Source organism: Brevibacterium picturae, from assembly GCF_030453725.1.
In the GTDB taxonomy this organism is placed as follows: Bacteria; Actinomycetota; Actinomycetes; order Actinomycetales; family Brevibacteriaceae; genus Brevibacterium; species Brevibacterium sandarakinum_A.
The window spans coordinates 1-26,273 of the sequence record NZ_JAKDJU010000027.1; the positions used below are offsets into that span (position 1 = coordinate 1).

Genomic DNA, 26,273 nt, shown 5'->3' on the forward strand with positions numbered 1-26,273 from the left:
GCGAGCGAGACCGGCCGACAATCCGCCGTCCCCGCCGTTGCCGAACACGAGCGAGTCGAGTCCGATCATGCCGAGCCCGAATATGCCGATCTCACCCACGGACCCACCGGTGCCGGTTACGCGCACCTGCCCGCTCCGAGTGCTCCGACCAGCAGTGTCAGTGCCGCCCAGGCGTGGGTGGATGCGGCACGAACTCATCCCGGTGAACTCATCGGAGTGGTCATCGGTCCGGCGACGAACCTCGCATCGGCGCTCGATCTCGACCCGGAACTGCCCGGCCTGATGCGACGGCTCTTCATCATGGGAGGAGCATTCAACTACCGTGGCAACACTCATCCGACCACCGAATGGAACGTCACCTTCGACCCCGAGTCCACTGCTCGCGTACTCTCGGCCTTCGACCCGGCCCACATCGGGGGCGCACTCGACCACCTGCCGGTGATCGCCCCGATCGAAGCCACAGAAGCACTCGTGATGACACCTGGGCGGCTGGAAGCGATCCTCGGCCGCACATCGGCATCCGACGACGGGATCCACCGACCGGATGCACCCCGACCGGCTGCCGGCCGCAACCGATGGGACGACTGGCTGACCCAGATGGCCGAAGCCCTGCGCTTCTACTTCGAGTTCCACGAATGGGACGGCCTGGGCTACATCGCTCACATCCACGACCCCTTCGTCCTGGCCTGTGCCCTCGAATGGGCACGCAGGCACAAGCGAAGGGCCACCTCGGCGGCAGTCCACGATTCCGCGCCGACGAACAATCCGATTCCGAACGGAACTCGAGACACACTGCCCTGGGCAGAGACGATCTGCGCGCCCGTCGATATCGAACTCACCGGTACACTCACACGTGGCGAAACCGTCGCCGACTGGCTGGGACGGTGGGGGAAAGAGGCGAACGCAGAGATCATCCGCACGATCGATGCCCAGACCTTCCTCGACCACCTCGGCGAAACATTGAGCAAAGGACCTCATCATGAACACGACATCTAGACAGTCTGGGCAGGGGCCGGCACACACCGTCGGTCCCGCCCAAACCCAGAGCCGCAACAGTCACAAGCGTCACACGCTTGCCCTCACACTGACCTTCCTCGGCACCCTCGTCGTGCTCGGCACCTACGTCGCCGTCCTCCTGACACAGCCGGCCAACCTCGGCACCGATCTGGGACATACGACACTGTGGGTCATTCTCGGATACCTGGCAGGAGGAATCCTGCTGGCAGCCGGCACACTGCCGCTGATCCCACGCAGCATCATCGCCCTCATCCCCGTCGCTATCGCCGCCAACATCGTCATCGGCCATGTCATCGGCAACGTCACGCCCATCCCGCTCTACCTCGACTCGATCGGGACCGTGATGATCGGCGTTCTCGCCGGACCCGCAGCAGGAGCCTTCACCGGCATCATCTCCAACCTCATCTGGGGAGTCACCCTGAGCCCCAGCGTCATCGCCTTCAGCTCGGGAGCCGCCTTCATCGGTGCGGCAGCAGGGTGGGCCGCACGCCTCGGAGCTTTCCGCACCCCCTGGTTCGCCGTCCTCACCGGAGCCATCGCAGGAATTCCCGCCGGAGCGCTCGGCGCCCCCGTGGCCGCCTATGTCTTCGGCGGAGGGTTGGGGGCGGGCACCGGCGGTGTCGTCGCCATCCTGCAGGCGGCCGGCCTCGAAATGCTCAACGCAACCCTGGCGCAGAGCCTGTTCTCCGACATCATCGACAAGGCACTGATCTTCGCCCTGGCCTATGTCGTCGTGAGAACCCTGCCGCGGCGCATCCTCAATCGGTATCCATTCACCGACCACAGTCTTTCGCGCAGATCCAGAGCGCCGGTCGGAGTCGACTGAATGACCGCGACTGTTCTCGGCCGGGAACAGCACGCTGCGCGCCGTTGGCATCCAGCCACAGAGATCATCGTCCTCGCATGTTCCCTGCTGCTCGTCTTCGGAATCCCGTCCCCGGTCGTGCCCGTCGCCGTCATCGGCGCGACGTTCATCGCCGCCTCGATGTCGCCGGCGGTGAACCTGTGCTCCTGGGCCATGGGCGTCGGCGTGCTGTGTCTGCCGACACTGATCGTTCTCGGCGTCGTGCAGGGATTGTTCTACCCCGGCGCCGAGGTGAGCGTGCTGTGGCAGTACGGTCCCGCCCGACTCACCGTCGAGGGGCTGGCGATCGCCGTTCAGATCTGGCTGCGGGTCAGTGCTCTCGTGTCCCTGAGCGCGGTCTTCGGCCTCGGAGCCGACTCGGCCCGCCTGTTCGACGGCCTGCGCACCCTGCGACTGCCCTCGACAGTGGCCTATATCTGCGCCTCGGCAATCGGCCTCATCCCGCTCATCCGCTCCCGGACCGTGCAGATCATCGAGGCCCGAGCCAGTCGCGGATGGAACGTCGGCAGCTGGGCGGTCCGCATACGACTGCTGCCCGGGATCGTCGCCGGACTGTTCACCTCCGTGCTCATCGAGGTCGAACAGCGCCATGACGTCCTTGCACAGCGCGGACTCCATGAGTCAAGGCAGACGACATCCCTGCAGAGGCACACCGACGGACGAGGACAGCGGTTCCTGCGCCGAGGTGCTCCCGTCCTCACCTGCGTTCTCATCGTGTGCTCCGTGGCCGGAATCCTCCCCCTTCCCACCGCAGACCAGCTGATCGGCGGTGTCTGAGACCGTGGTCGTCCAACTCGAGGGAGTCGGCTTCACCTACCGCGGCGCGGCATCAGCGGCGCTGTCGGACATCGACCTGCACCTGGCCCCGGGCCGGATTCATGCGGTCCTCGGGCCGTTGGGCTCGGGCACTTCCACCCTGGCACGGTTGATCACCGGGCTGCTCATTGAACGAGGAACAACCACCGGTGAGGTTCGCCTCGACGGGACTGCGGTCATGCTCGGCGACGATCCCGAGGCGCAGCTGTCCGGAATGGCGAGCCTCGTCGGCGATGAGGTGCAACTGTCCGGGAGACTGCATGGCGATGAGCTCTCAGCAGTCGATCAGCGAGCGCGGTTCGTTCTCGAGTCACTGGGCATTCGAGATCTGTGGGGACGCCGCCTCGACACCCTGTCCGGGGGCCAGCGGCAGCTGGTCGCACTGGCCGGCCTGCTCACCATGCGACCGTCGCTGCTGGTCCTCGACCAGCCTTCGCTGTCCCTCGACCCCGACACTCGTGGCCGCCTCGGCACAGTCCTGCAGGACTTCTGCTCCGCCGGGGGAGCGGTTCTCATCACCGCCCACCAGCGTGACGAAGTCACCGAAATCAGCAGCGCGATGAGTGTTCTGGATTCCGGGCGGCTGGTCACGACACCGCGCCGACTCACGGCCGAGGACTGTGACCACCACGGAATCTGGGACACACGAACACCTGAACGCCGCAGAACCGGCAGCGCTGCGACGGAAGGGTCCGCCCGTGCGAAGCCCGCCTCGTTGACCGTCAGAGGGCTGAGTGTCGCCCGCCCCGGAGCCGCAGTCCTCAACGACGTCGATCTCGACGTCGGATCCGGCGAGATCGTGACGATCAGGGGATCCAACGGTGCAGGAAAGTCCACGCTTCTGCGCAGCCTGACGGGTCTCCTCGGAAGTGGGGTCCGAACATCGGGCACGATCACGGTCGATGCCCATGGAAGCCCGATCAACCTCGGCGAGGCCCCGACGCACGAACGAGCACGCCACCTCGGTTGGGTCGGGCAGGACCCGGGCAGCCAACTCTCTGCCGCGACCGTGCGCGAGGAACTCACGCTCGCAGTGCCCCTGCCCCCGCACCGGCGCCGTGACCGGTCGGCCATCCGCGCCCAGCGACAGGCAGCGGTCACCTCGATACTGGCGAGAACGGCGCTGGTGGCAGTGAGTGAGACCCATCCTTATGACCTGAGCATCGATCTCCGCAAGGACCTGGTGATCGCTTCGGCGCTCATCATGGGCCCTCGGATCCTCCTCCTCGACGAACCGACCCTGGGCAGAGACCGCATGGCAATCGAACGGCTGAACGTGTTCACGACGGAATTCATTCGCCGAGGCGGGTCCATCCTGGCCACGACCCACGACCGGCGGTGGGCGGCAGAGGCTTCGGATCGGATTCTGCTGCTGGACGGTGGGGAGCTGCGCGGGGATCTGGGGTGATCAGAAGTCGTACGTGGTGTCCGTGGGCGGGGTTTCAGGTCCGCCGATCTTCTGCAGATGCACGTGCCGGATCAGGCGGATCACCGGCCGGATGAGCATCTCGATGCTGCCGAGGACGAACAGGCAGGTGCCCGTGAACACCCATTCGTCGGAGAAGAACATGAAGCTGCCGATGAGGAACCAGATGCCGATGAGCACATCATTGACGATGCTCAGCACCTGATACCGCTGACGGATGACGAGTTCGTCCTGGCCGATGCGAATGATCAGGTTGTGTTTGTCATCGCTCATGTCGTCCTCCTGGAGCAACTCGTGTGGGATCAACTCGCTTGTGCCGGGCCGTCATCGTCATGCGCCCCTGTGTCGATGCTAGACGCGATCGGTGCCACTTGACCATGTTCACAGGCGGAGGGCTCTGCCATGTCAGTGCCGCGTCGTAGCGTGAGGTCATGGATCAGAACGTGAATTCGTTTGACACGCTGTATGCCGAAGCCGGCAGTCACAGATCCGTGATGCCATGGGAAGAACTGCTCGGCTTCGTGCGACGATTTCCGCAGATCGCCGCGTTCAATGCGGCCCTCATCGCGCAGCAGAGGTCCGGGGCGATCTTCGTGGAATCAGAGCACGCCTGGCAGCACAAGCACGACAGGCTCCTCAAGGACGACGCCGTGGGGCTGATCGTGCTCCATCCCTTCGCGCCGGTGCGCTTCGTCTACGACGTCGAGGACACCCACGGGCCACCGGTTCCCGATGCAGCGATCACCCCTTTCAAGGCCGCTGGAGCTCCCACCTGGGACGGGCACCGCCGAGCTATGGACATGCTGCGCCGCAAGGGCCTGAGCTTCACTGACCTGCCGATGACGCAGAGCCCGACGGTGATGCTCGGGCACGTGCTCTATGAGCTGGCACAGGTCTATGCCGGCCATCGCGGGGCTTTCCCGAAGTTGGGGATAGTCGCAAGCGAGACCGACATCGACGGCAGACAGTCCCGTTTCGAAGCGGAGTGCATCACCTGGCTGATCGCCGGACGCATCGGCCTGAAGATCGCGGCAAGCGGGTCGTTGAAGGGATACCTCAAACACGGGGAACTGCTGCCACCGCTGTCCAGAGACAGGATCCTGCATTCGGTCAATGCCATCGAGAAGCTGTTCGGCGGGGCACTGCGATTCGGCGAGATCGTCCGGGAGGACGTACCCAGCCTGTTTCCACTGACCGAACAGATGCTGTTCCCGTAGGTCCTCGCCGTCGAGGTGCGTGGCAGCAACCGCTTCACGCGGCAGGTATCCTTGAAGCAACCATCTCAATGAGGAGACGCAATGAGCCGAGCAGTTCAGATCACCTTCGATTGTCATGACCCGATCGGGCAGGCCACCTTCTGGGCAGAGGCGCTCGGATACGTCATCCCCGGCCCACCCGGCGTCCGGCTCGAACCCGACGAGGACCCCTTTGCCGCGTGGCAGACATTCGTCGAGGACCTGGGCATTGATATGAAGCCCGAGGACTTTCGCGCCGCGATCGAGGATCCGCAGGGACACGGGCCCCGAGTGTTCTTCCAGATCGTGCCCGAAGACAAGACCGTCAAGAACAGAGTCCACCTCGATGTGCGCGCGGCGCCCGGACTGCAGAACGACGAACGTATGCAGGCTCTGGAAGACGAGTGCCGGCGCCTGCAGAAATTGGGCGCCCACCGCCTCGAACGAGTCGATCCCAACCCGCCGATGGAGACCGGATTCATCGTCATGGCCGATCCCGAGGGAAACGAATTCTGCCTGGACTGACCAAGCCCCTCACCAGCATGAGAATCCTCTTAGCAAGGAGGCAGAAGGCGCACGGCGTTGTTACGGTTGAAGGCATGAAGACACAGAGATTGGCCACGCGGGCCGCTGCAGGGACAATGATTCTCGCCTTCGCCCTCACCGGTTGCTCCAACGGAGAATCAGGCGCTGACCAGACGTCGGAGACTGAAGGCCAGACCTCGGAGACGAACGAGGCTGCGAGCGAAGCAGACGAGGACTCTGCGGAAACGACGGCTGAGGACTCGACGGCATCCGGCTCATCGGGATTGCCGAATGATGCCGACCTGAGCAACGAGTCCCCGTCGGTGACACCCGAGGACGCCATAGCCGCCGCGCAGAAGGAAGCAAAGGACGGCACCGTCCATGGCATCGAACTCGACTTCGATGAGCGCGACAAGGCATGGCAGTACGAGGTCAAGATCATCAACGGCACCACTGATTTCGACGTCGAAATCGACGCCGAGACCGGTGACGTCGTCGACGTGGAGAAGGACTCCACAGACGACAAGGAGAAGGCGATCGACCCCAGCGATCCGATGACCTTCGATGAGGCTCTCGAACTGGCCCAGGACAAGGCTTCGGGACGACTCGACGGGTGGAAGCTCGAATCAGACGACGATCGTATCGAGTACCAGTTCGATTTCGATGACGAGGGTGAGGAAATCGAAGTCTCCGTCGACGTCGAATCGAACAACGTCTCCGTCGACGACTGACCATCGCGGCGTAGGCTGGCTCCATGCCCACGAACCCCGTAGTTTCGCCCCGGCCGGCAGGCCGTCTCGACGTCATTGCCGGCCCCATGTTCTCTGGCAAATCCGAGGAGCTCATGCGCCGGGTCCGGCGAGCAAAGATCGCTGGGGTCAATGTGCTCGTCCTCAGCCACTCTCTCGATACCCGCTCCGACCTCTCGGCGATCACCTCTCACACCGGGGTCAACATTCCCGCCGTGCCGGTCGGCGACGTAGACTCCCTTGCCGAGGCGGCCCGAGCCGAGGACTATGATCTCGTGGCCATCGATGAGGCCCAGTTCTTCGGCTCCCATCTGGTGCCGATCGTAGTGGAACTGGTGGAAGGCGGTGCCACCGTCATCGTCGAAGGACTGTGCGTGACGTTCGACGGCGGCCCCTTCGAACCGGTGCCGACGTTCATGGCCGTGGCCGACGACGTTCTCAAGCTGACAGCGGTGTGCACGATCTGCGGCAGGGACGCCGTCTTCCACCAGCGTGTGGGGGCACCCGGCCGCACTGCCGAAGAGTCGGAACCGCGTGCCACGGACATCGACGCCAGCCATATCGGCGGTGCCGAATCCTATGTCGCACGGTGCAGAGAACATTTCGCTCCACCGCATTAGAAGCAGAGGGTCAGGGCTGCTTCGGGCCGGTCGCTCAGCCTTCGATGCTCTCCCACACCTCGCGCCAGATTCGCGCCAGATCCGGCACCTGATAGTGGGCATTGAGGCCGCTGGGCTGGGGCACGACATGAAGTCCGATGTCCGCGGGCCACCCATCGATGAGAGACGTGTCCTGTTGACCGAGGTGGGCCTTGGGCTGTGAATATCCGATCCGGAATGAGGTGATCCCAGCGACCGCGACCACACGAGGGCGGATGTCGTCGAGTCGGCGCACCAGCCTGGACGCACCGTCGCGCAGCTCCTGCTTGCCGAGCTCGTCTGCTCGAGCCGTGGCCCGTCCGACGAGGTTGGTGATGCCGATTCCTCGCGCCAACAGCTGTGCTTCGTCGTCGACGGCAAGACCCAGGGAGGCATCGACGAGGTGATCGGTCAGGCCCGCCTGATGCAGAGACGGCCAGAAGCGGTTGCCCGGCCTGGCGAAGGGCGCATTGACTGCGGCCGTCCACAGGCCCGGGTTGATTCCGACGATGAGCATCGACAGCTGACCCGGATTCCTTGGGAGGACGTCATCGATGGCATCAGGATCGTCAGTGGCGAACGCGGCGAGATCGTCCTTCGTCGGTTTGCGTCCACCCAGCGGCGATGGTCGGCGGGAGCTGATGAAACTTTCCTCAATCACCCTGTCCACACTACCGTCGAGTCAGACCGGACGAATCAGCGGCCGTCGAGGCAGAATCAGCGGGAACCCCATGACGAATGAACACGGGCAGCAGCCTCATCAGCATGTGCGACCGCAGACCGGTGAGTCCGCGCCCTTCCACTTCGAGAACCGGTGGAGGGTCAACGCCTGTACGGCAGACGTGTGGAACGTGCTCTCCGACATCGAATCGTGGCCGCAATGGTGGCCGGGCCTGCCCACGGCGGTACCCGTCGACGACAGGATCGCACCCGGAAGCCGCGCCGACATTCAGGTCGACAGTCCGATCGGTATGACGTTGAGCTTCGGCATCGAACTCCAGGCCACAGACCCGCCGACCTTCGTGGCGTTCTCCGCCTCAGGTGACCTGAGAGGGGCGGGGGCGTGGTCGCTGCTGCAGACGGGCCCGATCACCACGATCACGTCCGTGTGGTGCGTGACCACCCGGCGCAGATCCATTCGGATGATGCGGCCCGTGGCGGCGTGGATGCACTCACGGGTGATGAGCGCCGGGCATCGCGGTCTGGCCAGACGCTTGAACCGTCTCACTGCCTGAGGCCGACCACGCGTCGATGCCGCCGACCAATGACCGCAGACGCACGGACTCCGGTGCTCCATCCTTCAGCAGACGCACGGCCTGAGCGGAGCGAGCACCCGATTTGCAGTGGAGGACGACCTCGAAAGGCGGGTGAGCAGCCACGGTTTCCACCGCACTCCACCCTTCGACCTGCAGCACGCTCAGCGGCAGATGGATTGAGCCGGGAATGGACGAGATCTGCCGTTCCCATTCGGCGCGCACATCGATGAGGAGGACGGGGGAGGACCCAACCCGATATTCCTCGACGCTGACCTCATCCTCCTGGGCCAGACCATCTGCACCGAGTTCATCGGGTCCCGGACGGGTCGCGGCACAGGCCACAGCCACCTCGGCGAGGTCGGTGATCGGTTCGCGATCAGGGTCAGGAGAGAACCTCAGCGTGGAGTAGTCAGACTCAAGCGCGTCATAGCGCAGCAGGCGCCCGATCAGTGGTGTGCCGATGCCGCAGATGAGTTTCACGGCCTCGGTGGCCATGGCTGAACCCACGGTGCCGCACAGGACCCCGAGCACACCGCCCTCGGCGCAGTTGGGCACGGAATCGGCCTCGGGGATGTCGGGAAACAGGTCACGCAGCATCGGCCCGTGTGCGGGGACGAAGGTGCTCACCTGTCCGGAGAAACGAAAGATCGTTCCCCAGATCAGCGCGGTGCCGGTGAGTTCGGCAGCATCATTGGACAGGTAGCGGGTCGCGAAGTTGTCCGCACCGTCGACGACCACATCATGGGAGTCGAACAGTTCGAGCGCGTTGTCGGGACTCAAGCGTTCGCCGATGGTGTCGACCTCCAGCTCCGGATCGAGACGCAGCAGGGCATCACGGGCGGAATCGACCTTGGCTCGACCGATATCGGCATCGCGATGGAGGACCTGGCGCTGCAGGTTCGAGGCTTCGACGACATCGTCGTCGATGATCGTGATCGACCCGATTCCGGCCGCAGCCAGGTAGTTCAGTACCGGCGCCCCCAGTCCTCCTGCACCGATGACCAGCGCCGAGGCGGCCCGGAGCCTGGACTGGCCCTCGACTCCGATGCCCGGCAGGCTCAGATGCCTGGCGTAGCGGTCGAGCTCCCGTGGGCTCAGAGAATCGGTCGGTGCGACGAGGGGACCCGGATTGTTCGCAGTGCTCATACCGGGGTCACCATCCCGTCGAAGGTCGACGAGGCCAGGGCCAGCGGTCGTTTCGGAATGCGCCCGGCGTGAGCGGCCAGATGCCCGGACTCCACGGCAAGAGCCATCGCTCGAGCCATCGCGGTGGCGTCATGGGCCCGAGTCACAGCAGAGGCCAAGAGGACGGCGGTGCAGCCCAGCTCCATCGCCAGGGCCGCATCGGAGGCGGTGCCGACGCCCGCATCGAGGATCACCGGCACTTGGGCACGGCCGACGATCGTCTCGATGTTGTGGGGATTGAGGATGCCCAACCCGCTGCCGATCGGAGCCCCGGCCGGCATGACCACGGCGACACCGGCATCCTCGAGCCTCTTGGCCAGAGCCGGATCGTCGTTGGTGTAGGCGAAGACCGTGAAGCCGTCGAGGACGAGTTCCTCCGCAGCACGGAACAGCTCAACCGGATCGGGCAGGAGAGTCTCCTCATCGGCGATGACCTCGAGCTTCACCCAGTTCGTCTCGAGAGCCTCGCGGGCCAACTGGGCTGTCAGCACGGCATCACGGGCCGTGTAGCATCCGGCTGTGTTGGGCAGGATGCGGATCCCGAGGCGCTGCAGCAGGGCGAACACCGAGTCCCGGGCATTGCCGTCATAGCGGCGCAGCGCCACGGTCGTCAGCTCGGTGCCCGAGGCTTGCAGAGCCTGCTCGAGGATGCTCAGCGAGCTGGCGCCACCGGTGCCCATGACGAGCCGGGAGTCCAAGGTCACCTCGTCGACGTTCCAGGTCATATCAGCCTCCCTGCACTGCAGTGACGACGTCGACACTGTGTCCCTCGCCCAGGGTGAAGTCCGACCACTGTCCGCGCCTGATGACCTCACCGTCCACAGCGACGGCGATGCCCAGGCGGCTGCCGTCGACGGGTATGCCGTCGGCACCGATGTCCTTGTCGACGATGCCGGCCACAAGGTCCCTGGCCGTGGTGGGACCGGCGAGTGCGTGGCGCTCGCCGTTGAGCATGATGGTGATGGTGTCGGTCACGGATGACTCCCTGCTGGTTGCTGGTTCGGATCGGTCGTTGTGGGTTGGAGGTGGTGAGCATGAGGGGACTGGTCGAAGCGGGCGGGCGCCGCGGCCAGTGTCCCCGACGGTGCCCACCGTGTGTGGGACCGACAGACAAGGTCGGCGGTGATGCCCGCACCCAGCGGGGCGAGGAGGATGCCGTGCCGGAAGAAGCCGGTGGACACCACGCAGCCGGGATCGATGCGACCGATGATCGGCACGTCATCGGGTGAGCCCGGCCTGGCCCGGGTGGTGATATCGGTGATCTCGGCCTCGAGGATGGCGGGAACGAGTCGCTCTGCGTCACGCAGCAGTTGGTGGACGCCGCCGGCATTGGTTCCCGATCGCCCGTCCTCACGGCTCGTGGCCCCGAGGACCAGCTCGCCATCGGGGCGAGGCACAACGTAGACGGGGCGGCCATTGATCAGACCGCGGATCGTGCGGGTGAGCAACGGGGCCAGTGACTTCGGCGCCCGAAGTCGGATCACCTCACCCCACACCTGGCGCAGGGGCAGCGTCGGCATGCCCGCGATGTCATTGCAGGACCCGCCCGCAGCCACGACGACCTGATCGGTCTTCAGTCTCGTCCCATCCTCGAGTTCGACACCGACGGTCCGGCCCGCCTCACTGAGCAGCCCGGACACCCGGGCCCGCACAACGGCGTCACCGAGGATCGCAAGCAGTGCACCGGTGACCCGTCGGGGATCGATCGAATGGTCCCCGGGGATCGTCACCGCACCGCACACCCCGGGTGCCAGGGACGGTTCCAGCTCCCGGGCCCGGGAGCCCGGGATGAGGGAGACGTCGAAACCGGCCGAGCGCTGCAGCTCGGTGAGCTCTCGCAGTGAGGCGAGATCGGCCCGATCGCCGGCACAGACGAAGGTCTCGGTGCCCGAGTAGCCCAGATCATGACCCGATTCGGCAGCAAGGTCGGCGGCGAAGTCCGGGTAGAGGTCTGCCGAGGAGCGCATGAGCGGATACAGGGGAGACTGACCCCACACCACCTCGGCGGCAGGAGCCAGCATCCCCGCCGCCGCATGGGAGGCACCCGTGGCGGGGGCAGGATCGACGATGGTGACACCCACACCGCGACGGTGCAGGTTCCAGGCAGTGGACAGGCCGATGATTCCGGCTCCGATGACAATGGCGTGCAAGCGCCTCTCCCTCCGGCGGCATGATCCGCATCAGGTCTGACGGTCGGCACGAAGCCCTCTCAGCCTCTTTATGAGGCTCCCGCGAACTCCTCTACTCTAGAAGCATGGCCGCAGATATGACAATGGAGCACGCAGTCCCGGACACAGACAGAGCCTCCCGCCTCGACCGCCTTCGCGATGCCAGGCTCTATGCCTGCACCGATTCCAGGAGCGCCGAGGGAGACCTTCCCGAGTTCCTCGATGCCGCCTATGCCGGTGGTGTCGACATCATCCAACTGCGCGACAAGGGGCTCGAGGCCCGGGCAGAGATCGAAGCACTCAAGGTGCTCAGACAGACAGCTCACCGACACGGGAAACTGTTCTCTGTCAACGACCGTGCGGACGTCGCCCTGCTCGTCGGTGCCGACGTCTTCCACATCGGCCAGGGCGACCTCACCAGCGAGCAGGCCCGCACGGTCCTCGGCCCGGATGTGATCCTGGGACGTTCGACCCATTCCCTCGACCAGGCGCTCGCCGCCGAGGCGGATCCTGAGATCGACTATTTCTGCCTGGGTCCCGTCTGGGAGACCCCCACCAAGCCCGGCAGGCCCTCCATCGGACTCGAACCCCTGCGCGCGCTCGCCGCCACCGCGACCAAGCCCTGGTTCGCGATCGGCGGGATCTCAAGTGGTGAGCGCCTGGCGGAGGTGCAGGCCGCAGGAGCGCAGCGCATCGTCGTCGTCCGTGCGGTGACAGCAGCAGACGACCCGACAGCGGCAGCCACAGAACTCAGACAAGCATTGTGATGGCACACAGCGCGACAGCGAAAGAATCCGCCTGACATGGGAGAGCACACCGTGAAGATACTGATCGCCGGAGCCGGCGCGACCGGCGGAGCGTTCGGAACCCGCCTATTCGAGGCAGACCGTGACGTGACGCTCCTCGTCCGCGCCGCCCGAGCAGAGACGATGCGAGCCGATGGCCTGCGATTCATCGCCCCCGGTGAAGACCGGACGAACCACATCCCCGTCCTCACCGCAGCAGAACTGGCCGCGGCCGAGCGCACTGCAGCAGATCGCAGCGATTCACGCCCATTCGACCTGGTGATCGTCGCAGTCAAGGCCAACGGGCTGGAGACGATCATCGATGACATCAGACCAGCGGTGGGCCAACACACCCTCATCATCCCGTTCCTCAACGGCATGGCCCAGATCGAGCGTCTGGTCGAGGAATTTCCCGGCCAGGTGCTCGGCGGGCTGGTCAAGATCGTCGGCACGGTCAAGGACGGAGCAGTCCATCAGATGACCGACCTGGCCGTTATGACCATCGGCGACCTCGACGGGGAAGAGGTCCCGGCCTCCATCGCCGAGGCTCTCGATGTTCCCGGCTACACACTGCAGATCCTTGAGACCATCACGGATGCGCTGTGGGAGAAATGGATCTTCATCGCCGCGGCAGGCGTTGTCACCTGTCTGTTCCGGGCGCCGGTCGGAGCGATCATGTCAGCTGGGGGAGAACCGGAGATCATTCGGATCGTCGATGAGCTCGAAGCCGTTGCGAATGCCGGGGGACACCCGGTGTCAGCCAAGGCGAGGACGATGACACTGTCGATGCTGACCGCCGAGGACTCCGCGTTCACCTCATCGCTCTACCGTGACGTGACCTCTGGCCTGCCCAGCGAAACTGAGCACATCCTCGGACATCTGGCGAGCACTGCAGCCGATCTCGGTGTGCCGACGCCGCTGCTCGATCTCACACTTGTGCAGCTGCGGGCCGGCGAGACTCTGCTCCGGTCGAGAACTCGGAAACAGCCTTGATCTCATCGACTCCGCGACGCAGCATGGTCAGGTAGGACTCATTCGGCGTCCTGTGCGTGACTGCATCGGATCCGTGTGGAGCAGTGAACGTCACCATCGGGATCGAGTCTCTGCGGTCGAGGACCAGCAAGGTTTCGTAGCCGCCGGGTCCCACCGAATGAGTGGAGCCGACAGGCAGCTGGGACGCGAGCGTCTCGAGCGGGTTGTTGGCTGACGGCGGCCGATTCATCTCCTGGTCGGCGACATCGGCGAACTGCTCGGCGGTGATGAGATAGGCCTTGGCCGGTGCAGGGCCAGGCACATGATGGTCGTAGAACGCCATCCCGCCGCCGCCCCACACGGTCGAACGACCGGCGAAGTAGATGGATCCGGGGAGCTCGATGCCCATCTCCGCAGAAGGAAGAGCAGTGTCCCTTGCGCCCGGGTAGGTGACGAAGGCACCCGGGGGTCGGCCTCCCTGCAGGTAACAGGCGAGCCTGTCACGATGCATGTTCGATCCGTAGCTGACATACCACACGAGTGCTTGAGACATCCCTTTCATCATGCCACGTCCACAGCCTGAGCTGTCCAATCCGGACCGCTTCGGACAGCCGCCGGATCCGTATCCGAACGTGTCCGTCTCCTGGCCAGGAGACTGCCCGTGACTTCGGCAACACCGGTGATCATGAGTGCGATTCCGATCCCCAGCCCCACTGCGAAGAGCGGTTGATCGTCGAAGACCACGCCACCGAGCAGACCGACGCCCGTCGAATACAGTGCCCACGTCAGGCACCCTGCCGCATCGAAGGCGAGGAACCGAAGCGGCGAATATCCCACCGTCCCCGCGGTCACGGTTGTGGCCGTGCGACCGCCGGGAACGAAACGACCGGCGATGAGCGCAGCCCCGCCTCGGCGAGCGAACATCTCCTCGGTGCGACCGATGAGGCCACGCACGCGCGAATGGTGAGTCCACCGAAACACAAGTGTGTCGCCCCCGCGCCCCACGAGATAGGCGGCGACATCACCGGTGAGCGCACCGACTGCTGCTGCCAGAATGAGGCCCACGGGATTCGGGGCGCCGGCAGCCGCATAGCTCGCGGCGGAGATGAGAACCGTTTCGGCCGGGACGATCGGGACCAGAGAGTCGAAGCCGGCGATAGCGAAGACGAAGAGATACACCCACGGTGATTCGACGCTTGTGCGGAGGATATCGAGTGCAAGATCCATACTCACCGACGCTATTGACCGGAAGCGGAGATCGACACGGGGCGAGGAATAGTCTTGTGCGCAGAAGCCCGGACACACGATGCGGAAAACCGGAAGCGAAGTCTGCAGAGCGACGCATAGGAGTCGGGACACTGCGTTGCTACGATCGACCCATGCCCTGGCCGACATCGCTGACCGCGAGGATTCCCCGAGAGTCCCGCATGTTCGTCACACGCTGGAGCGCCTCGGTGGTCGGCATCCTGTGGGGAGTGCTGCTGTGCATTCCGCTCCTCCTGGCCGCTGTCCCTGCCCCCAACTCAGGACTGAGTCGCAGGGTCCTCGGCTGGGAACGCTCCCGGCAGCTCAGATGCTTCGGAATCGTCATGAGCCACGATCCGAACACGCGTTCGTTCTTCCTCCTCAATGGTGCGGTCGCCGGCCTCATCGCAGTACCCGTGCTCAACCTGCTCACAGGATTCCTCGTCGTCACGATCGGCTCCCTCATCCAGGGGCTGTTCATCGGCGGCAGCGTCACCATCGGCTTCGACCTGTGGACCATCAGCCAGCCGACGCTGTTCGTCGGTGTGCTCTATGGGGCCGCCAACCTCATCGGAGTCATCATTCTCGCCGAGGCGGCCAATTGGCTGCACGGCAAGATCGACTCCCGATCCACCGACGTCAGCCGACCCAACGCACCGCACACCCGGATCACCCAGCTCCTGATGACCCGCCACGGTGTGGTCATGGCCATCGACGAGGAGAGGCGCCGGATCGAGCGGGACCTGCACGACGGGGTCCAGCAGAACGTCGTCTCCCTGTCCGTGCTCATCGCCCGGACGCAGCGGGCGAAGGACGCGGACAAGGTGAGTGAGCTCCTCGACGATGCCCTGGCCCAGTCCCAGGACCTCATCGACGAGATGCGGGAGGTCGCCTGGCGCGTCTATCCCACGGCCTTGGACGAACATGGCCTGAGCACCGTCCTCAACCGGGTGGCCGATCACTGCCCGGTCCCGGTCACCCTCACCGCAGTCCCGTCGAGGAGGGCGCCGCAGGCCACTGAATCGGCCGCTTATTTCGTCGTCCGGGAGGCCGTGACCAACGTGGTCAAACATGCCGATGCCACGAGTATCAGAATCAGCGTCGTCGACGATGAGGAGAGGCTGCTCGCCGAGGTGGTCGATGACGGATCCGGTGGAGCCGATACCACCGGTGGAGGGTTGAAAGGGCTGTCGCGTCGGGTCGGGGCACTGGACGGGACGCTGACGATTGAGAGCACAGAGAATGTCGGCACCACTGTGAGAGCGGAGATCCCCTATGTCTGACCCCAGCACGTCTGACCCCAGCGCCGAGGCTATCGACAATGGTGCTCTGAGAGTCGCCTTGGCCGATGACTCCGTGCTGCTGCGAGAGGGGGTGCGCAGTCTGCTCGAAGACGAAGGCATCGCGGTGGTCGCCTCGGTCGATGACAGCCAGCAGCTGCTGGCCGCGGTCGCTGCCAAGCGCCCCGACCTGGCGATCGTGGATGTGCGGATGCCACCGACCCACACCACAGAAGGACTCGAGGCCGCGCTGGCGATCAAACGGCGCTTCCCCGAGATCGGTGTTCTCGTGCTCAGTCAATACGTACTGCGCGAATACGCGACCGAGCTGCTGAGCACCGAAACCGTCGGCGTCGGGTATCTGCTCAAGAACCGGGTCACCGACATCGACGGTTTCCTCGAGTCCGTCAACCGCATCGCGGCGGGTGGAACCGTCATCGACCCCGAGGTGGTCAGGCAGCTGCTGAGCGGCTCGGAGAAGCAGAACTCGCTCTCGGCGCTGACACCCCGTGAGAACGAGGTCCTCGAGACCATGGCCGAGGGCCTGTCGAATCGCGGCATCGCCGAACGCCTCTACGTGTCCATCAGTTCGGTGGAGAAGGCCATCAGTGCGATCTTCGACAAGCTCGGTCTGCACGCCGGCCAGACCACGAGTCGACGGGTGGCAGCGGTCCTGCACTACCTCGACCAGTCCTGAGCCGATCGTGGCGAAGCAGGTGTTCAGAGTTCGGAACGGGCCCGGTCGCCGATGCGCAGGTTGAGGTCTTCGAGCTCGGCGAGGACGTCGTCGGCACCCCAGATCTGATTGCGTTTGCGACTGGTCAGGCCACGCAGGACCCCAGCCTCCGTCAGGGAGGAGACTGCCCTGTTCGCCGAGGAGCTCGACAGGTGCAAGGAGTCCTCAAGGTCGTCGATCGTGAACACCGGGTCCGATGCGAGGTAGACCAGGATGCGGGCCGCGGCGCTGTTCTCACGCGGCCGGCCGATCAGGTCCCGCCAAACATTCGGCAGTGCAGCCAGCCGATGTGCGGTCAGCTGGGCCTCCTCCGCGGCGATCACCGAGGACTTGGACCAGAGCGAGATCATCGGTCCCGCGTCGCCCGAGTGATGGGAATTCAGGGCACCGAAGTACCGGTCGCGAACCTCGACCAACGCGGCAGCCAGCGGAACAGTGATTCCGGTCGTAACTCCTCGCGAGTGGAGGATCCCCGCCGCCAGAGCTCTGCCGATGCGTCCGTTGCCGTCGGTGAACGGGTGGATCGCCTCGAACTGCGAATGGGCCACGGCGGCCTGAGCGATCGTGGGAATGTCATCGCGCAGGGCGAAAGCCAGCAGATCGTCCATGAACCCGGGAACAAGCTCCGGGGGAGGGGGAACGTAGAGCGCTCCGCGCGGCGAATGATCAGATCCGCCGATCCAATTCTGCAGCGGACGATATCGCCCGGCCAGGTGGGCCTCGCTGGTGTCGTCGGCCAGGAGCAGGCGATGAGCGCGAGAGACTGAGTCGGCACTGATCGCTCCCGATGTGAGCAGATCCAAGGCTCCTGTCGCAGCGGCCATCGCCGTAGCTGAGGAATTGGATTTCGCGCCGTGCAGCGCCCTGACGAAGTCATCGATGGGCGCCTCCTCCGCTTCGATCTTCGATGAAGCAATGGATTCGCTGCGCAGCAGCAGATATGACAGCGGAATCAGAGTATTGCCGTGCTCGGCATCGAGTCGGGAGATCGCACGGATTGCGGTCTCTGACAAGGTGGTGAGCTCGGATGGCAGCTGCAGGTCGACTGCGCCGATCCGGGCGGGGATGGACACCGCGACCTCGGCGAAGGTTCTGTCGTCGATCGTGCCGCCCCGGAACTCCTGGCGCCACGGCCTGGTCTCCGTCCGCGAAGTTGGGACGGGCACGGAAGAATCGGACATGGGAATAGTGTAGACGATATTCCCACATAAGGTGGTAAGTGGGAATATCTCTCATGATGGTCCCACTTCCAGCGAGTGCCGACCCTCGCTAGACTCGCAGCTCAGTGCTGAACCAGAGGAGAAGAATGAAAAGGCAGCTGCCCGACGTGAAAGAACTCGCCCCGCTCCTGCAGTTCGGTCTGCCCCGACTCGACCGGGTGGCGGCCCGGCTCGACTCGGCGGCCGATGTCTGGGACCTGCGGCGAATCGCCAAGCGCGTGACTCCCACAGCGCCCTTCGACTACGTCGACGGCGGGGCGCTCGACGAGCACACGCTGCGCAAGAACCGCGAGGTGTTCGCGAATGTCGAACTCCTCCCGCGCATCCTGCACGGGGTCGATGCCCCGAACACCTCGACGACGATCGCCGATCAGACGGTCTCGCTCCCATTCGGCATCGCGCCGACCGGCTACACGCGGATGATGCACTCCGAGGGTGAGATCGGGGGAGTGAGAGCCGCGACGAAGGCCGGCATCCCCTTCTCCCTGTCGACGATGGGAACCCGGTCGATCGAAGAGGTCGCGCAGGCGGCACCCGGCTCCACGCGCTGGTTCCAGCTCTACCTGTGGAAGGATCGCGAGCGCAGCCTCGACCTGCTCCAGCGGGCCCAGGCCAGCGGCTACGAGACACTGCTCGTCACGGTCGACACCCCGATCACCGGACAGCGCCTGCGCGACAACCGCAACGGCCTGTCGATCCCACCGAAGCTGACGCTGAAGACCATCCTCGACGCCTCCTACCGGCCAGGCTGGTGGTTCAACTTCCTCACCACCGAACCCCCGAAGTATGCGTCATTGTCGAATACCTCCCAATCGCTGGCCGAGATGACTCGGTCCATGTTCGACCCGACCCTCGACCTCGATGATCTCAAGTGGATCCGTGAACAGTGGAAGGGCAAACTCTTCGTCAAGGGCGTCCTCACCGCGGACGATGCCGGCCGGGCCAGGTCCATCGGCGCCGACGGCCTGGTCGTGTCCAACCACGGAGGCCGCCAGCTCGACCGGGCACCCGATTCGCTCACCGCGCTGGCAGAGGTGCGGGCGGCGGTCGGTGAGGACATGGAACTCATCCTCGACTCCGGGATCATGTCCGGCACCGATGTCGTGACAGCCCTGTGCGCCGGTGCGGATTTCGTCCTCATCGGCAGGGCCTACCTCTACGGACTCATGGCAGGTGGACAGCGCGGCGCGGAGAAGACCATCGACCTCATCCGGGCGGAGATCCTGACCGCCATGGGGCTGATGGGTGCGCGCAGCATCTCCGACCTCGGACCCGAGCTTGCCCGAGGGCTTCCGGTCGCTCCGGAGCCAGCAGGAGAGCGCATCACGCCTCCAGCAAACGCCTGAGCAGACGGAACTGATGATCGGCGGCGGTCTCGAGGCCGCCGCCGTCGTCGCTTTCGGTGCGCAGCAGCGCCCATTCGTCGAAGGCGGTCAGCAGGGTCGTTGCGGCGAGGACCTGCAGCTCGACCGGGCAGGCCGAATCGACTGCGCCGGTCTGCCGTCCGACGTCCAATGCGGCGGCGACCCAGCTCTCGAAGGAACTCCCCAGGGCCGCCACCGCAGGATCGCCCCGGTTGGCGTGGACGATTCGCCACAGCAGAGCGAGCGCCCGGCTGTGCGGCCACACGTGCAGCGCGTTCTGGAAGACCAGGCCCGCGGTGGCCCAGAAGTCCGGGGCGAAATCTGCGGGCTCCGGCGGTGTCCAGTCCTGGGCGGCGTCGTCGCGGAGCTCATCGACGACCAGCGTGAGCAGAGACTCCTTGGATTCGATCACGTGATAGAAGGAACTCTTGCTCATGTGGCAGTCCGCGATGATGCGGTTGAGGGACGCCTGATCGAAGGAGTGCGAGGCGAACTCTCGGGCCGCGGCGAGAACCAAGGTCTGTCGTTTGGCGTCGGGCATGCGGGCGTATGCGGTCTGTGTCATGTCGTAACCTCACATTCTATGGACTGCCTGGTCCAATCGATGCTACCGTGACTGGACCAGGCAGTCCACAGGGAGTGGGCCGGACCGATCTGCTCGCGCATCCCGGTGCGCCGGCACCGTGAGGAGATGCGATGATCACAGGGACGTCCTTTGCTCGACAGTATGAGGCCGCAGGGACTGATGACCTGCGCATCCTCGTCGTGGGAGCCGGCATCGCCGGAGTCACGCTCGCCCAACTGCTGCGCAGACAGGGCAAGCACCCCGTGCTCATCGAGCGCTCTCGGGATGCCGAGACGATGGCCGATGACGAGCATGCCGGATACATGCTCGCTCTGATGCCCATGGTCGATCCGGTCCTCGACGGACTCGAGGTCCGCGAGGACTATCGCGACCGCAGCGTGGCCATCGACCGCTACACCTTCCACGCGCACACCGGCAAGACCATTCGCCAGGATCGCCTCGGCGGTCTGCTTGCGCAGTACGGAGACTACAGGGGCATCGCACGCGGCGAGCTCATCACGGTGCTTGCGGGCACATCATGCCCGGTTTCCTTCGACTCTTCTCTGGACGCCATCGCAGACGGTGAGCCTGCATCAGATACGGTCCCTGCCCGGGTGCAGGTGGCCACCGGCGTCCACGGCGACGCCCCTGAGATGCACGAGGCCGAATTCGATCTCGTCGTCATCGCCGATGGACTCAATTCCCATACCCGAGCGCTCGTTCCCGGTGGTGAGTCGGAAGGGTCCGTCGACACCGCCTGGGGCGGATGGGTCGCCTGGGCGCCTGCTGATGACGACACTGACCAGGTCGACGAACTCTGGGGCGAGGGTTTCTTCCTCGGTGCCTATCCGGTCAAGGACGGAATCGGTGTCTTCCTGGGCGGGCCAGACTCGCGGGAACCGCTCGGGGCGCGACGCTTCGCCGCCGAGGTGCGCAGCAAACTCACCACGCTGACACCGAGGATCGACACCGCACTGACCGCCGTCGCCGAGGCGGATGATCCCTACTTCTGGGCGCTGCGAGACTTCCGCAGCTCCCAGTGGACCACGGCGAACACCGTCCTCCTCGGCGACGCCGCGGCAGGCTTCCTGCCCACGGCCGGCATCGGAGCCGGAATGTCGATGGAATCGGCTCGGATGCTCGCAGCCTCTCTTGAGACCACCTCATCCGCGCAGCTGCCCGACGCGCTGAGCCGCTTTGAGGCAGTGCAGCGGCCCCGGGTCGAACAGGCCCAGACGAACTCGCGCCAGTTGGCGGGCCTCATGTTCTACCTGCCCCGGGCACTGGCGGGCCTGCGCGGAATGCTCTTTCGCCTGGTGAGCCTCAGAACGGCGCTGGGCCCGATCATCGACCTCCTCAAGCACCCTGCCGGGCCGGACGAGGTGCGCATCCCCGAGGCCTGAATGTGGTAAGAATGGCCGGGGCCCGAACGGGACACCGACCGTACGAGACACAAGGGACACGATGAACGCAACAGCCACCTCGGCGGGCCAAAGACGCGAACTCACACGGGGGCTGAAGTCACGTCATCTGCAGATGATCGCCATCGGCGGTGCCATCGGGACCGGACTCTTCCTCGGTTCCGGCGGCACGATCTCCCAGGCAGGCCCCGGCGGTGCACTGCTGGCCTACGCCGCGATCGGGATCATGGTCCTCTTCGTCATGCAGTCTCTGGGGGAGATGTCGACCCATCTGCCCGTGGCCGGATCGTTCCACACCTACGGTTCGAAATACGTCAGCCCCTCCTTCGGGTTCGCCATGGGGTGGAACTACTGGTTCAACTGGGCCATCACCCTCGCAGCCGAACTCGTCGCAGCCGGGGTCATCATGTCCTTCTGGCTGCCGGACGTGCCGTCCTGGGTCTGGGCGGCGGTCTTCCTCGCCCTGCTCACCGGGCTCAACTTTCTCTCGGCCAAGGCCTTCGGCGAGGGAGAATTCTGGTTCGCCGCGATCAAGGTCACGGCCGTTCTCGCTTTCCTCGTCCTCGGGGTGCTCATGATCTTAGGTCTCATCGGCGGTGACTCGCCGGGTATGAGCAACTGGACGAGAGGCGAAGCGCCATTTGTGGGTGGCTGGGTCTCGATCATCAGCGTGTTCATGATCGCCGGATTCTCCTTCCAGGGCACGGAGCTCGTCGGTGTGACAGCGGGGGAGTCGGCCAACCCTCGCCGGGACATGCCACGTGCCATCCGCACCGTGTTCTGGCGCATCATGCTCTTCTATATCGGCGCGATCGTCATCATCGGCTTCCTCCTGCCCTACACCGATCCCTCGCTGCTGGCCTCGGCCACCAACGAAGACGTCACCGCCTCACCCTTCACTCTGGTCTTCGAGCGGGCCGGAATCGCCGTGGCCGCGTCCGTGATGAACGCCGTCATCCTCACTGCGATCCTCTCGGCCGGCAATTCCGGTCTCTACGCCTCCACCCGCATGCTCTACGCGATGGCCAGGGAAGGAACCGCGCCGAGGCTGTTCGCCCGCCTCAACGAACGCGGAGTTCCCGTCATGGCTCTGCTGGCCACTGCGGTCATCGGTCTGTTCGGCTTCCTCTCCGAGGTGATGGGCGATGGTGGGGCCTATACCTGGCTGATCAACGTCTCCGGCCTGTCCGGGTTCATCGTGTGGGTCGGCATCGCCTGGTGCCACTTCAGATTCCGTCGCGCCTACATCAAGCAGGGTCGTGACCTCGCCGATCTGCCGTACCGGGCGCCGCTGTTTCCCATCGGTCCGATCATCGCCCTGGGCATGCTCGTCATCGTCATCATCGGGCAGAACATCGAAGCCGTCGCCCACGGACGCGTCCTCGAAGTCGCCTCCGCCTACATCGGGCTGCCCGCGTTCCTGCTGGTCTGGGTCATCCACCGGCTGGTCACCGGCCGTCGCTCACGGACCGTGAGCCTGGCCGAGATGGACGTCGAAGGACTCGAGGTCAGACAGGAAACTGAGGCATGAGCCCCCGGTTCGGGTCGCCGCGAGGGCGATCCCTGCAGTCGCAGTGATCCTGCGCATGGGTTAAGCTAGGCTCGCCTAACTCAATCAGAAGGATCTCATGCGCAGAATACTCGCTCCCGTGCTCGCCTCCGTTCTCCTGCTCGCTGCCTGCGGCGGCGGCAGCGGTGAGGAAGACGCCGCCCCCGGTATCAGCGTCGACACCAAGTTCGGTTCCGTCGAGGTCCCGCAGGACCCACAGAAGGTTGTGGCCCTGGGGTGGGGCGACGCGGAAACCGCCCTGGCCCTCGGTGTGCAGCCGGTCGGCGCCTCCGATTGGGTGGAATTCGGCGGAAATGGTGTGGGTCCCTGGGCCGAAGACCTCTACGACGAGGCACCGGAGATCATCGCGACCATGGAGCCCGACTATGAGAAGATCGCGGCTCTCGAGCCCGACCTCATCCTCGACACCAAGAGCTCGGGCGAACAGGAGCGCTACGATCGCCTCTCAGAGATCGCCCCGACAGTGGGCGCGCCCGAAGGCGGCGACAACTACCTGACGACCATGGACCAGCAGGTCGACCTCGTCTCCCAGGCCCTGGGCAAAGAGGACGAAGGTGAGAAGCTCCTCGACGACCTCGACAAGAAATACACGGCCGCGCGTGAAGCCCATCCGGAATTCGACGGGAAGTCCGTGACCGTGGCAGCGAAGACCTCGGAAGGCTGGGGCGCCTATGTCGAGGGCTCCGAGCGCGTCCAGTTCATGGAAAATCTCGGGTTCAAGCAGTCCGAGAAGGTCGCAGCCCTCAAGCCCTCGGGCTTCACCGCCACCGTGTCCGAGGAGAAGCTCGGCGGCCTCGACGCGGACCTGCTTGTCGCCTTCCCGATCTACATCCCCGATGCGGAGATCACCGAGAACGCCGCCTTCAAGCGGATCCCCGCAGTCGAGGACGGTCGCAGCCTGGTGCTGACCGAAGACCTCAACGACGTCCGACAGGCGTTCTCGCTCAACTCGGTGCTCTCGGCGTCCTTCGCAGCGGAGCAGATGCCAGACCTCGTCGCCGACACCCTCAAATGACCCGAGCGCCGCAGCGGTGCTCAGCTACGCTGCGGCGCGCAAGGCATCGAGGCCGACGTCGATGATGCGGGCGTGGCGCACGCCGCCCAGCGAATCGATGGCCAGCCACTCGGCCCGATCCGTGGTCCCATCGATCTCGAGAGTACCGAGCGTGCCTCCGGTGATGCGCGCCTCATAGACGACCCGAACCCCTTTGAACGGGCGCGACACCGACCTGCGACGGGAGGAATTGCTGCGGTTCTCCGTGAAGGTGTGCGTTGTCAGCGGCCGCACCAGTTCTGCATCGAAGCCCGTCTCCTCCTTGATCTCACGGATCGTTCCGGCCTCGATGCTCTCGTGGAACTCGATTCCACCGCCGGGCAGGGTCCACAGCGCATGGGCGGGTTCGTTGCCGCCGTTGAACCAGCTGAGCAGGATTTCCCTGTCCTGGTTGACGATCACCGCATACCCGGCAAGTCGTGTGTCGTAATCGGAGAAGTGCATGGACTCACCCTACCTGTGAGTACCTCGTCCCCGGCTCTTCTCAAGGCTAATCGGAGTGAATAGGCTGATCGCATGGCCGAAGCAGCGAACTACCCCAACGACGACATCATCCGCACCCGAACGATCAGCGCCCCCGCCCGGTCGATCTTCGCGGTCCTCAGCGATCCCAACCGGCACCAGGAGACCGAAACCACGGACTGGGTGCGAGACGCAATCGATGCCGATCCGATCACCGGCACCGGACAGATCTTCTCCATGAACATGCATTTCGACGCCGAGAACGGTGACTACCGCATCGACAACACCGTGACCACGTTCGAACCCGATCACGCGATCGCCTGGGACCCGGGCCAGGCCGATGAGGACGGGATCGTTCGCCCCGGCGGGTGGCGGTGGCGCTACGACCTCGAGGAGTCGCTGGCGACGCTCGAGCGCACGGTCACCGGTGTCGGCTGAGCGTGCGCAGACTCCCGGGTAGGCTGGTGGCGTGACTGACATCGCCACCAGACTCATCGGCAGCGCCGGTGAGCGCATCGTGTTCCTCCACGGCCTCTTCGGCCGTGGCAAGAACTTCACTTCGATCGCCAAGACCCTCGAACCCGACTACTCGAGCCTCCTCGTCGACCTGCCCAACCACGGTGATTCGGCCTGGACCGAGGAGTTCAGCTATGTGGACATGGCCGACTCCGTGGCCGAGATGATCGCCGAGGTGACCGACCCCGATGACCTTCCCGTCCACCTCGTCGGTCATTCCCTGGGCGGCAAGGTCGCCATGATCCTGGCCCTGCGGCACCCGAAGCTCATCGACCGCCTGGTCGTCGTCGACATCGCCCCCACTGCAGGCGGCTCCCTGGGAGTGTTCGAGCACCTGCTCTCCAGCCTCGCCGAGCTCGATCTCGACCAGATCGACTCCCGCACCGCCGCGGACGAGGCTCTGCAGGAGAAGATCCCCGAGGACACGATCAGGGGATTTCTGCTGCAGAACCTGCGGACCACATCGGCGGGATATGCCTGGCAGCCCAACCTCACCCTGCTGCATGAGAGCCTTCCTGCGATCGGAGACTTCCCTGAGATGGGGGAGGCGACGTTCGGCAATCCGGTGCTGTGGATCGCAGGCGAGAACTCGGACTACGTCTCCCGCGAGGATCTGCCGCTCATGCGCTCTTTCTTCCCCCGCACGAGGCTGCTCACCGTCAAGGGATCGGGCCATTGGGTCCACTCGGAGAAACCGCAGACATTCATCTCCTCCCTGCAGGCGTTCTTCGCAGGCAGATGACACCTGGACCTCAGCGATGACACCCGGTTCTCATGTGTGACACCCTGGGGCCGGCATCCCGCTGCAGAGGAATATGCTGGTGGGCAGTGGCGTTGAGCCACACAGAGTTCCAACACACATCTTCTTGAGGAGGAGCGAGTGAGCACAGCGATCCCGGCCGATTCCACGGCCAAATTCGCCGAATACGCAGACGGATCACGACTGGTCAGCACCGAATGGGTGGCCGAGCATGCCGGTGAACCCGGACTGGTCATCGTCGAAAGCGATGAGGACGTTCTCCTCTACGAGACCGGGCACATCCCCGGAGCGGTGAAGGTCGACTGGCACACCGAGCTCAACGACGCCGTGACCCGCGACTACGTCGACGGCGAAGGTTTCGCCGCACTCATGTCCGCCAAGGGCATTGCACGCGACGACACGATCGTCTTCTACGGCGACAAATCCAACTGGTGGGCCGCCTA

31 protein-coding genes and 1 riboswitch are annotated in these 26,273 nt (G+C 64.9%); of the genes, 20 read left to right on the forward strand and 11 right to left on the reverse strand.

The window, feature by feature from the left end; genetic code table 11:
• From L0G76_RS04705 to L0G76_RS04720, 4 genes are all read left to right on the forward strand, one after another.
• A partial coding sequence (locus L0G76_RS04705) for a nucleoside hydrolase (protein WP_304356164.1) occupies positions 1-996 on the forward strand: 996 nt, incomplete at its 5' end.
• Positions 980-1,843 carry a histidine kinase gene (locus L0G76_RS04710; protein ID WP_304356165.1) on the forward strand — a complete coding sequence of 288 codons (864 nt, stop codon included), beginning with the start codon at positions 980-982 and terminating at the stop codon, positions 1,841-1,843. The genes L0G76_RS04705 and L0G76_RS04710, both read left to right, overlap by 17 nt.
• The gene (locus L0G76_RS04715) at positions 1,844-2,659 is read left to right on the forward strand and encodes an energy-coupling factor transporter transmembrane component T family protein (protein ID WP_304356166.1); all 816 of its coding nucleotides are present in this window, start codon (positions 1,844-1,846) and stop codon (positions 2,657-2,659) included.
• Positions 2,652-4,106 (forward strand): ATP-binding cassette domain-containing protein, encoded by a 1,455-nt coding sequence (locus L0G76_RS04720; protein ID WP_304356167.1) that lies wholly within the window; start codon positions 2,652-2,654, stop codon positions 4,104-4,106. Before L0G76_RS04715 ends, L0G76_RS04720 begins: the two co-directional genes overlap by 8 nt.
• On the opposite strand, the gene L0G76_RS04725 is transcribed toward L0G76_RS04720, so the two are convergent.
• Positions 4,107-4,397, reverse strand: coding sequence for a YrhK family protein (locus L0G76_RS04725; protein ID WP_304356168.1), 291 nt, complete (start codon positions 4,395-4,397; stop codon positions 4,107-4,109). It abuts the gene before it with no gap.
• A 158-nt stretch (positions 4,398-4,555) separates the two neighbouring features.
• Between L0G76_RS04725 and L0G76_RS04730 the strand changes: the two genes are divergently transcribed.
• The 4 genes from L0G76_RS04730 to L0G76_RS04745 all read left to right on the forward strand — a co-directional run bounded on the left by L0G76_RS04730 (position 4,556) and on the right by L0G76_RS04745 (position 7,253).
• Positions 4,556-5,341: a hypothetical protein gene (locus L0G76_RS04730; RefSeq protein ID WP_304356169.1), complete on the forward strand. Its 786-nt coding sequence runs from the start codon at positions 4,556-4,558 to the stop codon at positions 5,339-5,341.
• Positions 5,342-5,422: 81 nt separating this feature from the next.
• Complete coding sequence (locus L0G76_RS04735; protein WP_304356170.1) at positions 5,423-5,884, forward strand: VOC family protein; 462 nt, start codon at positions 5,423-5,425, stop codon at positions 5,882-5,884.
• 74 nt (positions 5,885-5,958) lie between these two features.
• A complete protein-coding gene (locus tag L0G76_RS04740) occupies positions 5,959-6,615 on the forward strand; it encodes a PepSY domain-containing protein (protein ID WP_304356171.1) in 657 nt (218 codons plus the stop codon).
• Between the two features lie 23 nt (positions 6,616-6,638).
• Positions 6,639-7,253: a thymidine kinase gene (locus tag L0G76_RS04745; RefSeq protein ID WP_304356172.1), complete on the forward strand. Its 615-nt coding sequence runs from the start codon at positions 6,639-6,641 to the stop codon at positions 7,251-7,253.
• A gap of 34 nt (positions 7,254-7,287) precedes the next feature.
• On the opposite strand, the gene L0G76_RS04750 is transcribed toward L0G76_RS04745, so the two are convergent.
• The gene (locus tag L0G76_RS04750) at positions 7,288-7,932 is read right to left on the reverse strand and encodes a mismatch-specific DNA-glycosylase (protein WP_304356173.1); all 645 of its coding nucleotides are present in this window, start codon (positions 7,930-7,932) and stop codon (positions 7,288-7,290) included.
• 70 nt (positions 7,933-8,002) lie between these two features.
• Between L0G76_RS04750 and L0G76_RS04755 the strand changes: the two genes are divergently transcribed.
• Entirely contained in the window at positions 8,003-8,506 is a 504-nt protein-coding gene (locus tag L0G76_RS04755; RefSeq protein ID WP_304356174.1) for an SRPBCC family protein, read from the forward strand.
• Here L0G76_RS04755 and moeB read toward each other — a convergent pair.
• The 4 genes from moeB to thiO form a co-directional block, all read right to left on the reverse strand.
• Positions 8,444-9,673 (reverse strand): molybdopterin-synthase adenylyltransferase MoeB, encoded by a 1,230-nt coding sequence (gene moeB / locus L0G76_RS04760; protein ID WP_304356175.1) that lies wholly within the window; start codon positions 9,671-9,673, stop codon positions 8,444-8,446. The two genes, L0G76_RS04755 and moeB, sit on opposite strands and share 63 nt — an antisense overlap.
• A complete protein-coding gene (locus tag L0G76_RS04765; protein WP_304356176.1) occupies positions 9,670-10,437 on the reverse strand; it encodes a thiazole synthase in 768 nt (255 codons plus the stop codon). Before L0G76_RS04765 ends, moeB begins: the two co-directional genes overlap by 4 nt.
• A 1-nt stretch (position 10,438) precedes the next feature.
• Complete coding sequence (gene thiS / locus L0G76_RS04770; protein ID WP_304356177.1) at positions 10,439-10,687, reverse strand: sulfur carrier protein ThiS; 249 nt, start codon at positions 10,685-10,687, stop codon at positions 10,439-10,441.
• The gene (gene thiO / locus L0G76_RS04775) at positions 10,684-11,862 is read right to left on the reverse strand and encodes a glycine oxidase ThiO (protein ID WP_304356178.1); all 1,179 of its coding nucleotides are present in this window, start codon (positions 11,860-11,862) and stop codon (positions 10,684-10,686) included. The genes thiS and thiO overlap by 4 nt, the downstream gene beginning before the upstream one ends.
• Positions 11,853-11,955, reverse strand: a riboswitch (TPP riboswitch). Its footprint overlaps the gene before it by 10 nt.
• 23 nt (positions 11,956-11,978) lie before the next feature.
• Between thiO and thiE the strand changes: the two genes are divergently transcribed.
• Together thiE and L0G76_RS04785 are read left to right on the forward strand one after the other, a co-directional pair.
• Complete coding sequence (gene thiE / locus L0G76_RS04780) at positions 11,979-12,647, forward strand: thiamine phosphate synthase (protein WP_304356193.1); 669 nt, start codon at positions 11,979-11,981, stop codon at positions 12,645-12,647.
• A 36-nt stretch (positions 12,648-12,683) separates the two neighbouring features.
• A complete protein-coding gene (locus L0G76_RS04785) occupies positions 12,684-13,658 on the forward strand; it encodes a 2-dehydropantoate 2-reductase (protein ID WP_304356179.1) in 975 nt (324 codons plus the stop codon).
• On the opposite strand, the gene L0G76_RS04790 is transcribed toward L0G76_RS04785, so the two are convergent.
• Positions 13,594-14,190: a histone deacetylase gene (locus L0G76_RS04790; protein WP_304356180.1), complete on the reverse strand. Its 597-nt coding sequence runs from the start codon at positions 14,188-14,190 to the stop codon at positions 13,594-13,596. The two genes, L0G76_RS04785 and L0G76_RS04790, sit on opposite strands and share 65 nt — an antisense overlap.
• Before the next feature lie 8 nt (positions 14,191-14,198).
• Positions 14,199-14,864 carry a DedA family protein gene (locus L0G76_RS04795; RefSeq protein ID WP_304356181.1) on the reverse strand — a complete coding sequence of 222 codons (666 nt, stop codon included), beginning with the start codon at positions 14,862-14,864 and terminating at the stop codon, positions 14,199-14,201.
• Between the two features lie 152 nt (positions 14,865-15,016).
• Here L0G76_RS04795 and L0G76_RS04800 point away from each other — a divergent pair, with 152 nt between their 5' ends.
• Positions 15,017-16,165, forward strand: coding sequence for a histidine kinase (locus tag L0G76_RS04800; RefSeq protein ID WP_304356182.1), 1,149 nt, complete (start codon positions 15,017-15,019; stop codon positions 16,163-16,165).
• Complete coding sequence (locus tag L0G76_RS04805; protein WP_487246989.1) at positions 16,158-16,859, forward strand: response regulator; 702 nt, start codon at positions 16,158-16,160, stop codon at positions 16,857-16,859. The genes L0G76_RS04800 and L0G76_RS04805 overlap by 8 nt, the downstream gene beginning before the upstream one ends.
• A gap of 23 nt (positions 16,860-16,882) precedes the next feature.
• On the opposite strand, the gene L0G76_RS04810 is transcribed toward L0G76_RS04805, so the two are convergent.
• Complete coding sequence (locus L0G76_RS04810) at positions 16,883-18,079, reverse strand: Fic family protein (RefSeq protein ID WP_304356183.1); 1,197 nt, start codon at positions 18,077-18,079, stop codon at positions 16,883-16,885.
• A 125-nt stretch (positions 18,080-18,204) separates the two neighbouring features.
• On the opposite strand from L0G76_RS04810, the gene L0G76_RS04815 reads away from it, so the two are divergent.
• On the forward strand, positions 18,205-19,464 hold the full coding sequence (locus tag L0G76_RS04815) for an alpha-hydroxy acid oxidase (protein WP_304356184.1): 1,260 nt from the start codon (positions 18,205-18,207) through the stop codon (positions 19,462-19,464).
• Here L0G76_RS04815 and L0G76_RS04820 read toward each other — a convergent pair.
• Complete coding sequence (locus tag L0G76_RS04820) at positions 19,442-20,047, reverse strand: TetR/AcrR family transcriptional regulator (RefSeq protein WP_304356185.1); 606 nt, start codon at positions 20,045-20,047, stop codon at positions 19,442-19,444. The two genes, L0G76_RS04815 and L0G76_RS04820, sit on opposite strands and share 23 nt — an antisense overlap.
• Before the next feature lie 131 nt (positions 20,048-20,178).
• On the opposite strand from L0G76_RS04820, the gene L0G76_RS04825 reads away from it, so the two are divergent.
• The 3 genes from L0G76_RS04825 to L0G76_RS04835 all read left to right on the forward strand — a co-directional run bounded on the left by L0G76_RS04825 (position 20,179) and on the right by L0G76_RS04835 (position 24,053).
• On the forward strand, positions 20,179-21,450 hold the full coding sequence (locus L0G76_RS04825; protein ID WP_304356186.1) for an FAD-dependent oxidoreductase: 1,272 nt from the start codon (positions 20,179-20,181) through the stop codon (positions 21,448-21,450).
• Positions 21,451-21,511: 61 nt separating this feature from the next.
• Entirely contained in the window at positions 21,512-22,999 is a 1,488-nt protein-coding gene (locus L0G76_RS04830) for an amino acid permease (protein WP_304356187.1), read from the forward strand.
• A 97-nt stretch (positions 23,000-23,096) separates the two neighbouring features.
• The gene (locus tag L0G76_RS04835) at positions 23,097-24,053 is read left to right on the forward strand and encodes an iron-siderophore ABC transporter substrate-binding protein (RefSeq protein WP_304356188.1); all 957 of its coding nucleotides are present in this window, start codon (positions 23,097-23,099) and stop codon (positions 24,051-24,053) included.
• Positions 24,054-24,077: 24 nt separating this feature from the next.
• Here the strand turns inward: L0G76_RS04835 and L0G76_RS04840 are convergent, their stop codons facing one another.
• Complete coding sequence (locus L0G76_RS04840; RefSeq protein ID WP_304356189.1) at positions 24,078-24,536, reverse strand: NUDIX hydrolase; 459 nt, start codon at positions 24,534-24,536, stop codon at positions 24,078-24,080.
• Positions 24,537-24,608: 72 nt separating this feature from the next.
• Between L0G76_RS04840 and L0G76_RS04845 the strand changes: the two genes are divergently transcribed.
• From L0G76_RS04845 to L0G76_RS04855, 3 genes are all read left to right on the forward strand, one after another.
• Positions 24,609-24,992: an SRPBCC family protein gene (locus L0G76_RS04845; RefSeq protein ID WP_304356190.1), complete on the forward strand. Its 384-nt coding sequence runs from the start codon at positions 24,609-24,611 to the stop codon at positions 24,990-24,992.
• A 31-nt stretch (positions 24,993-25,023) separates the two neighbouring features.
• The gene (locus L0G76_RS04850) at positions 25,024-25,812 is read left to right on the forward strand and encodes an alpha/beta fold hydrolase (protein ID WP_304356191.1); all 789 of its coding nucleotides are present in this window, start codon (positions 25,024-25,026) and stop codon (positions 25,810-25,812) included.
• A gap of 138 nt (positions 25,813-25,950) precedes the next feature.
• A partial coding sequence (locus tag L0G76_RS04855) for a rhodanese-like domain-containing protein (protein ID WP_304356192.1) occupies positions 25,951-26,273 on the forward strand: 323 nt, incomplete at its 3' end.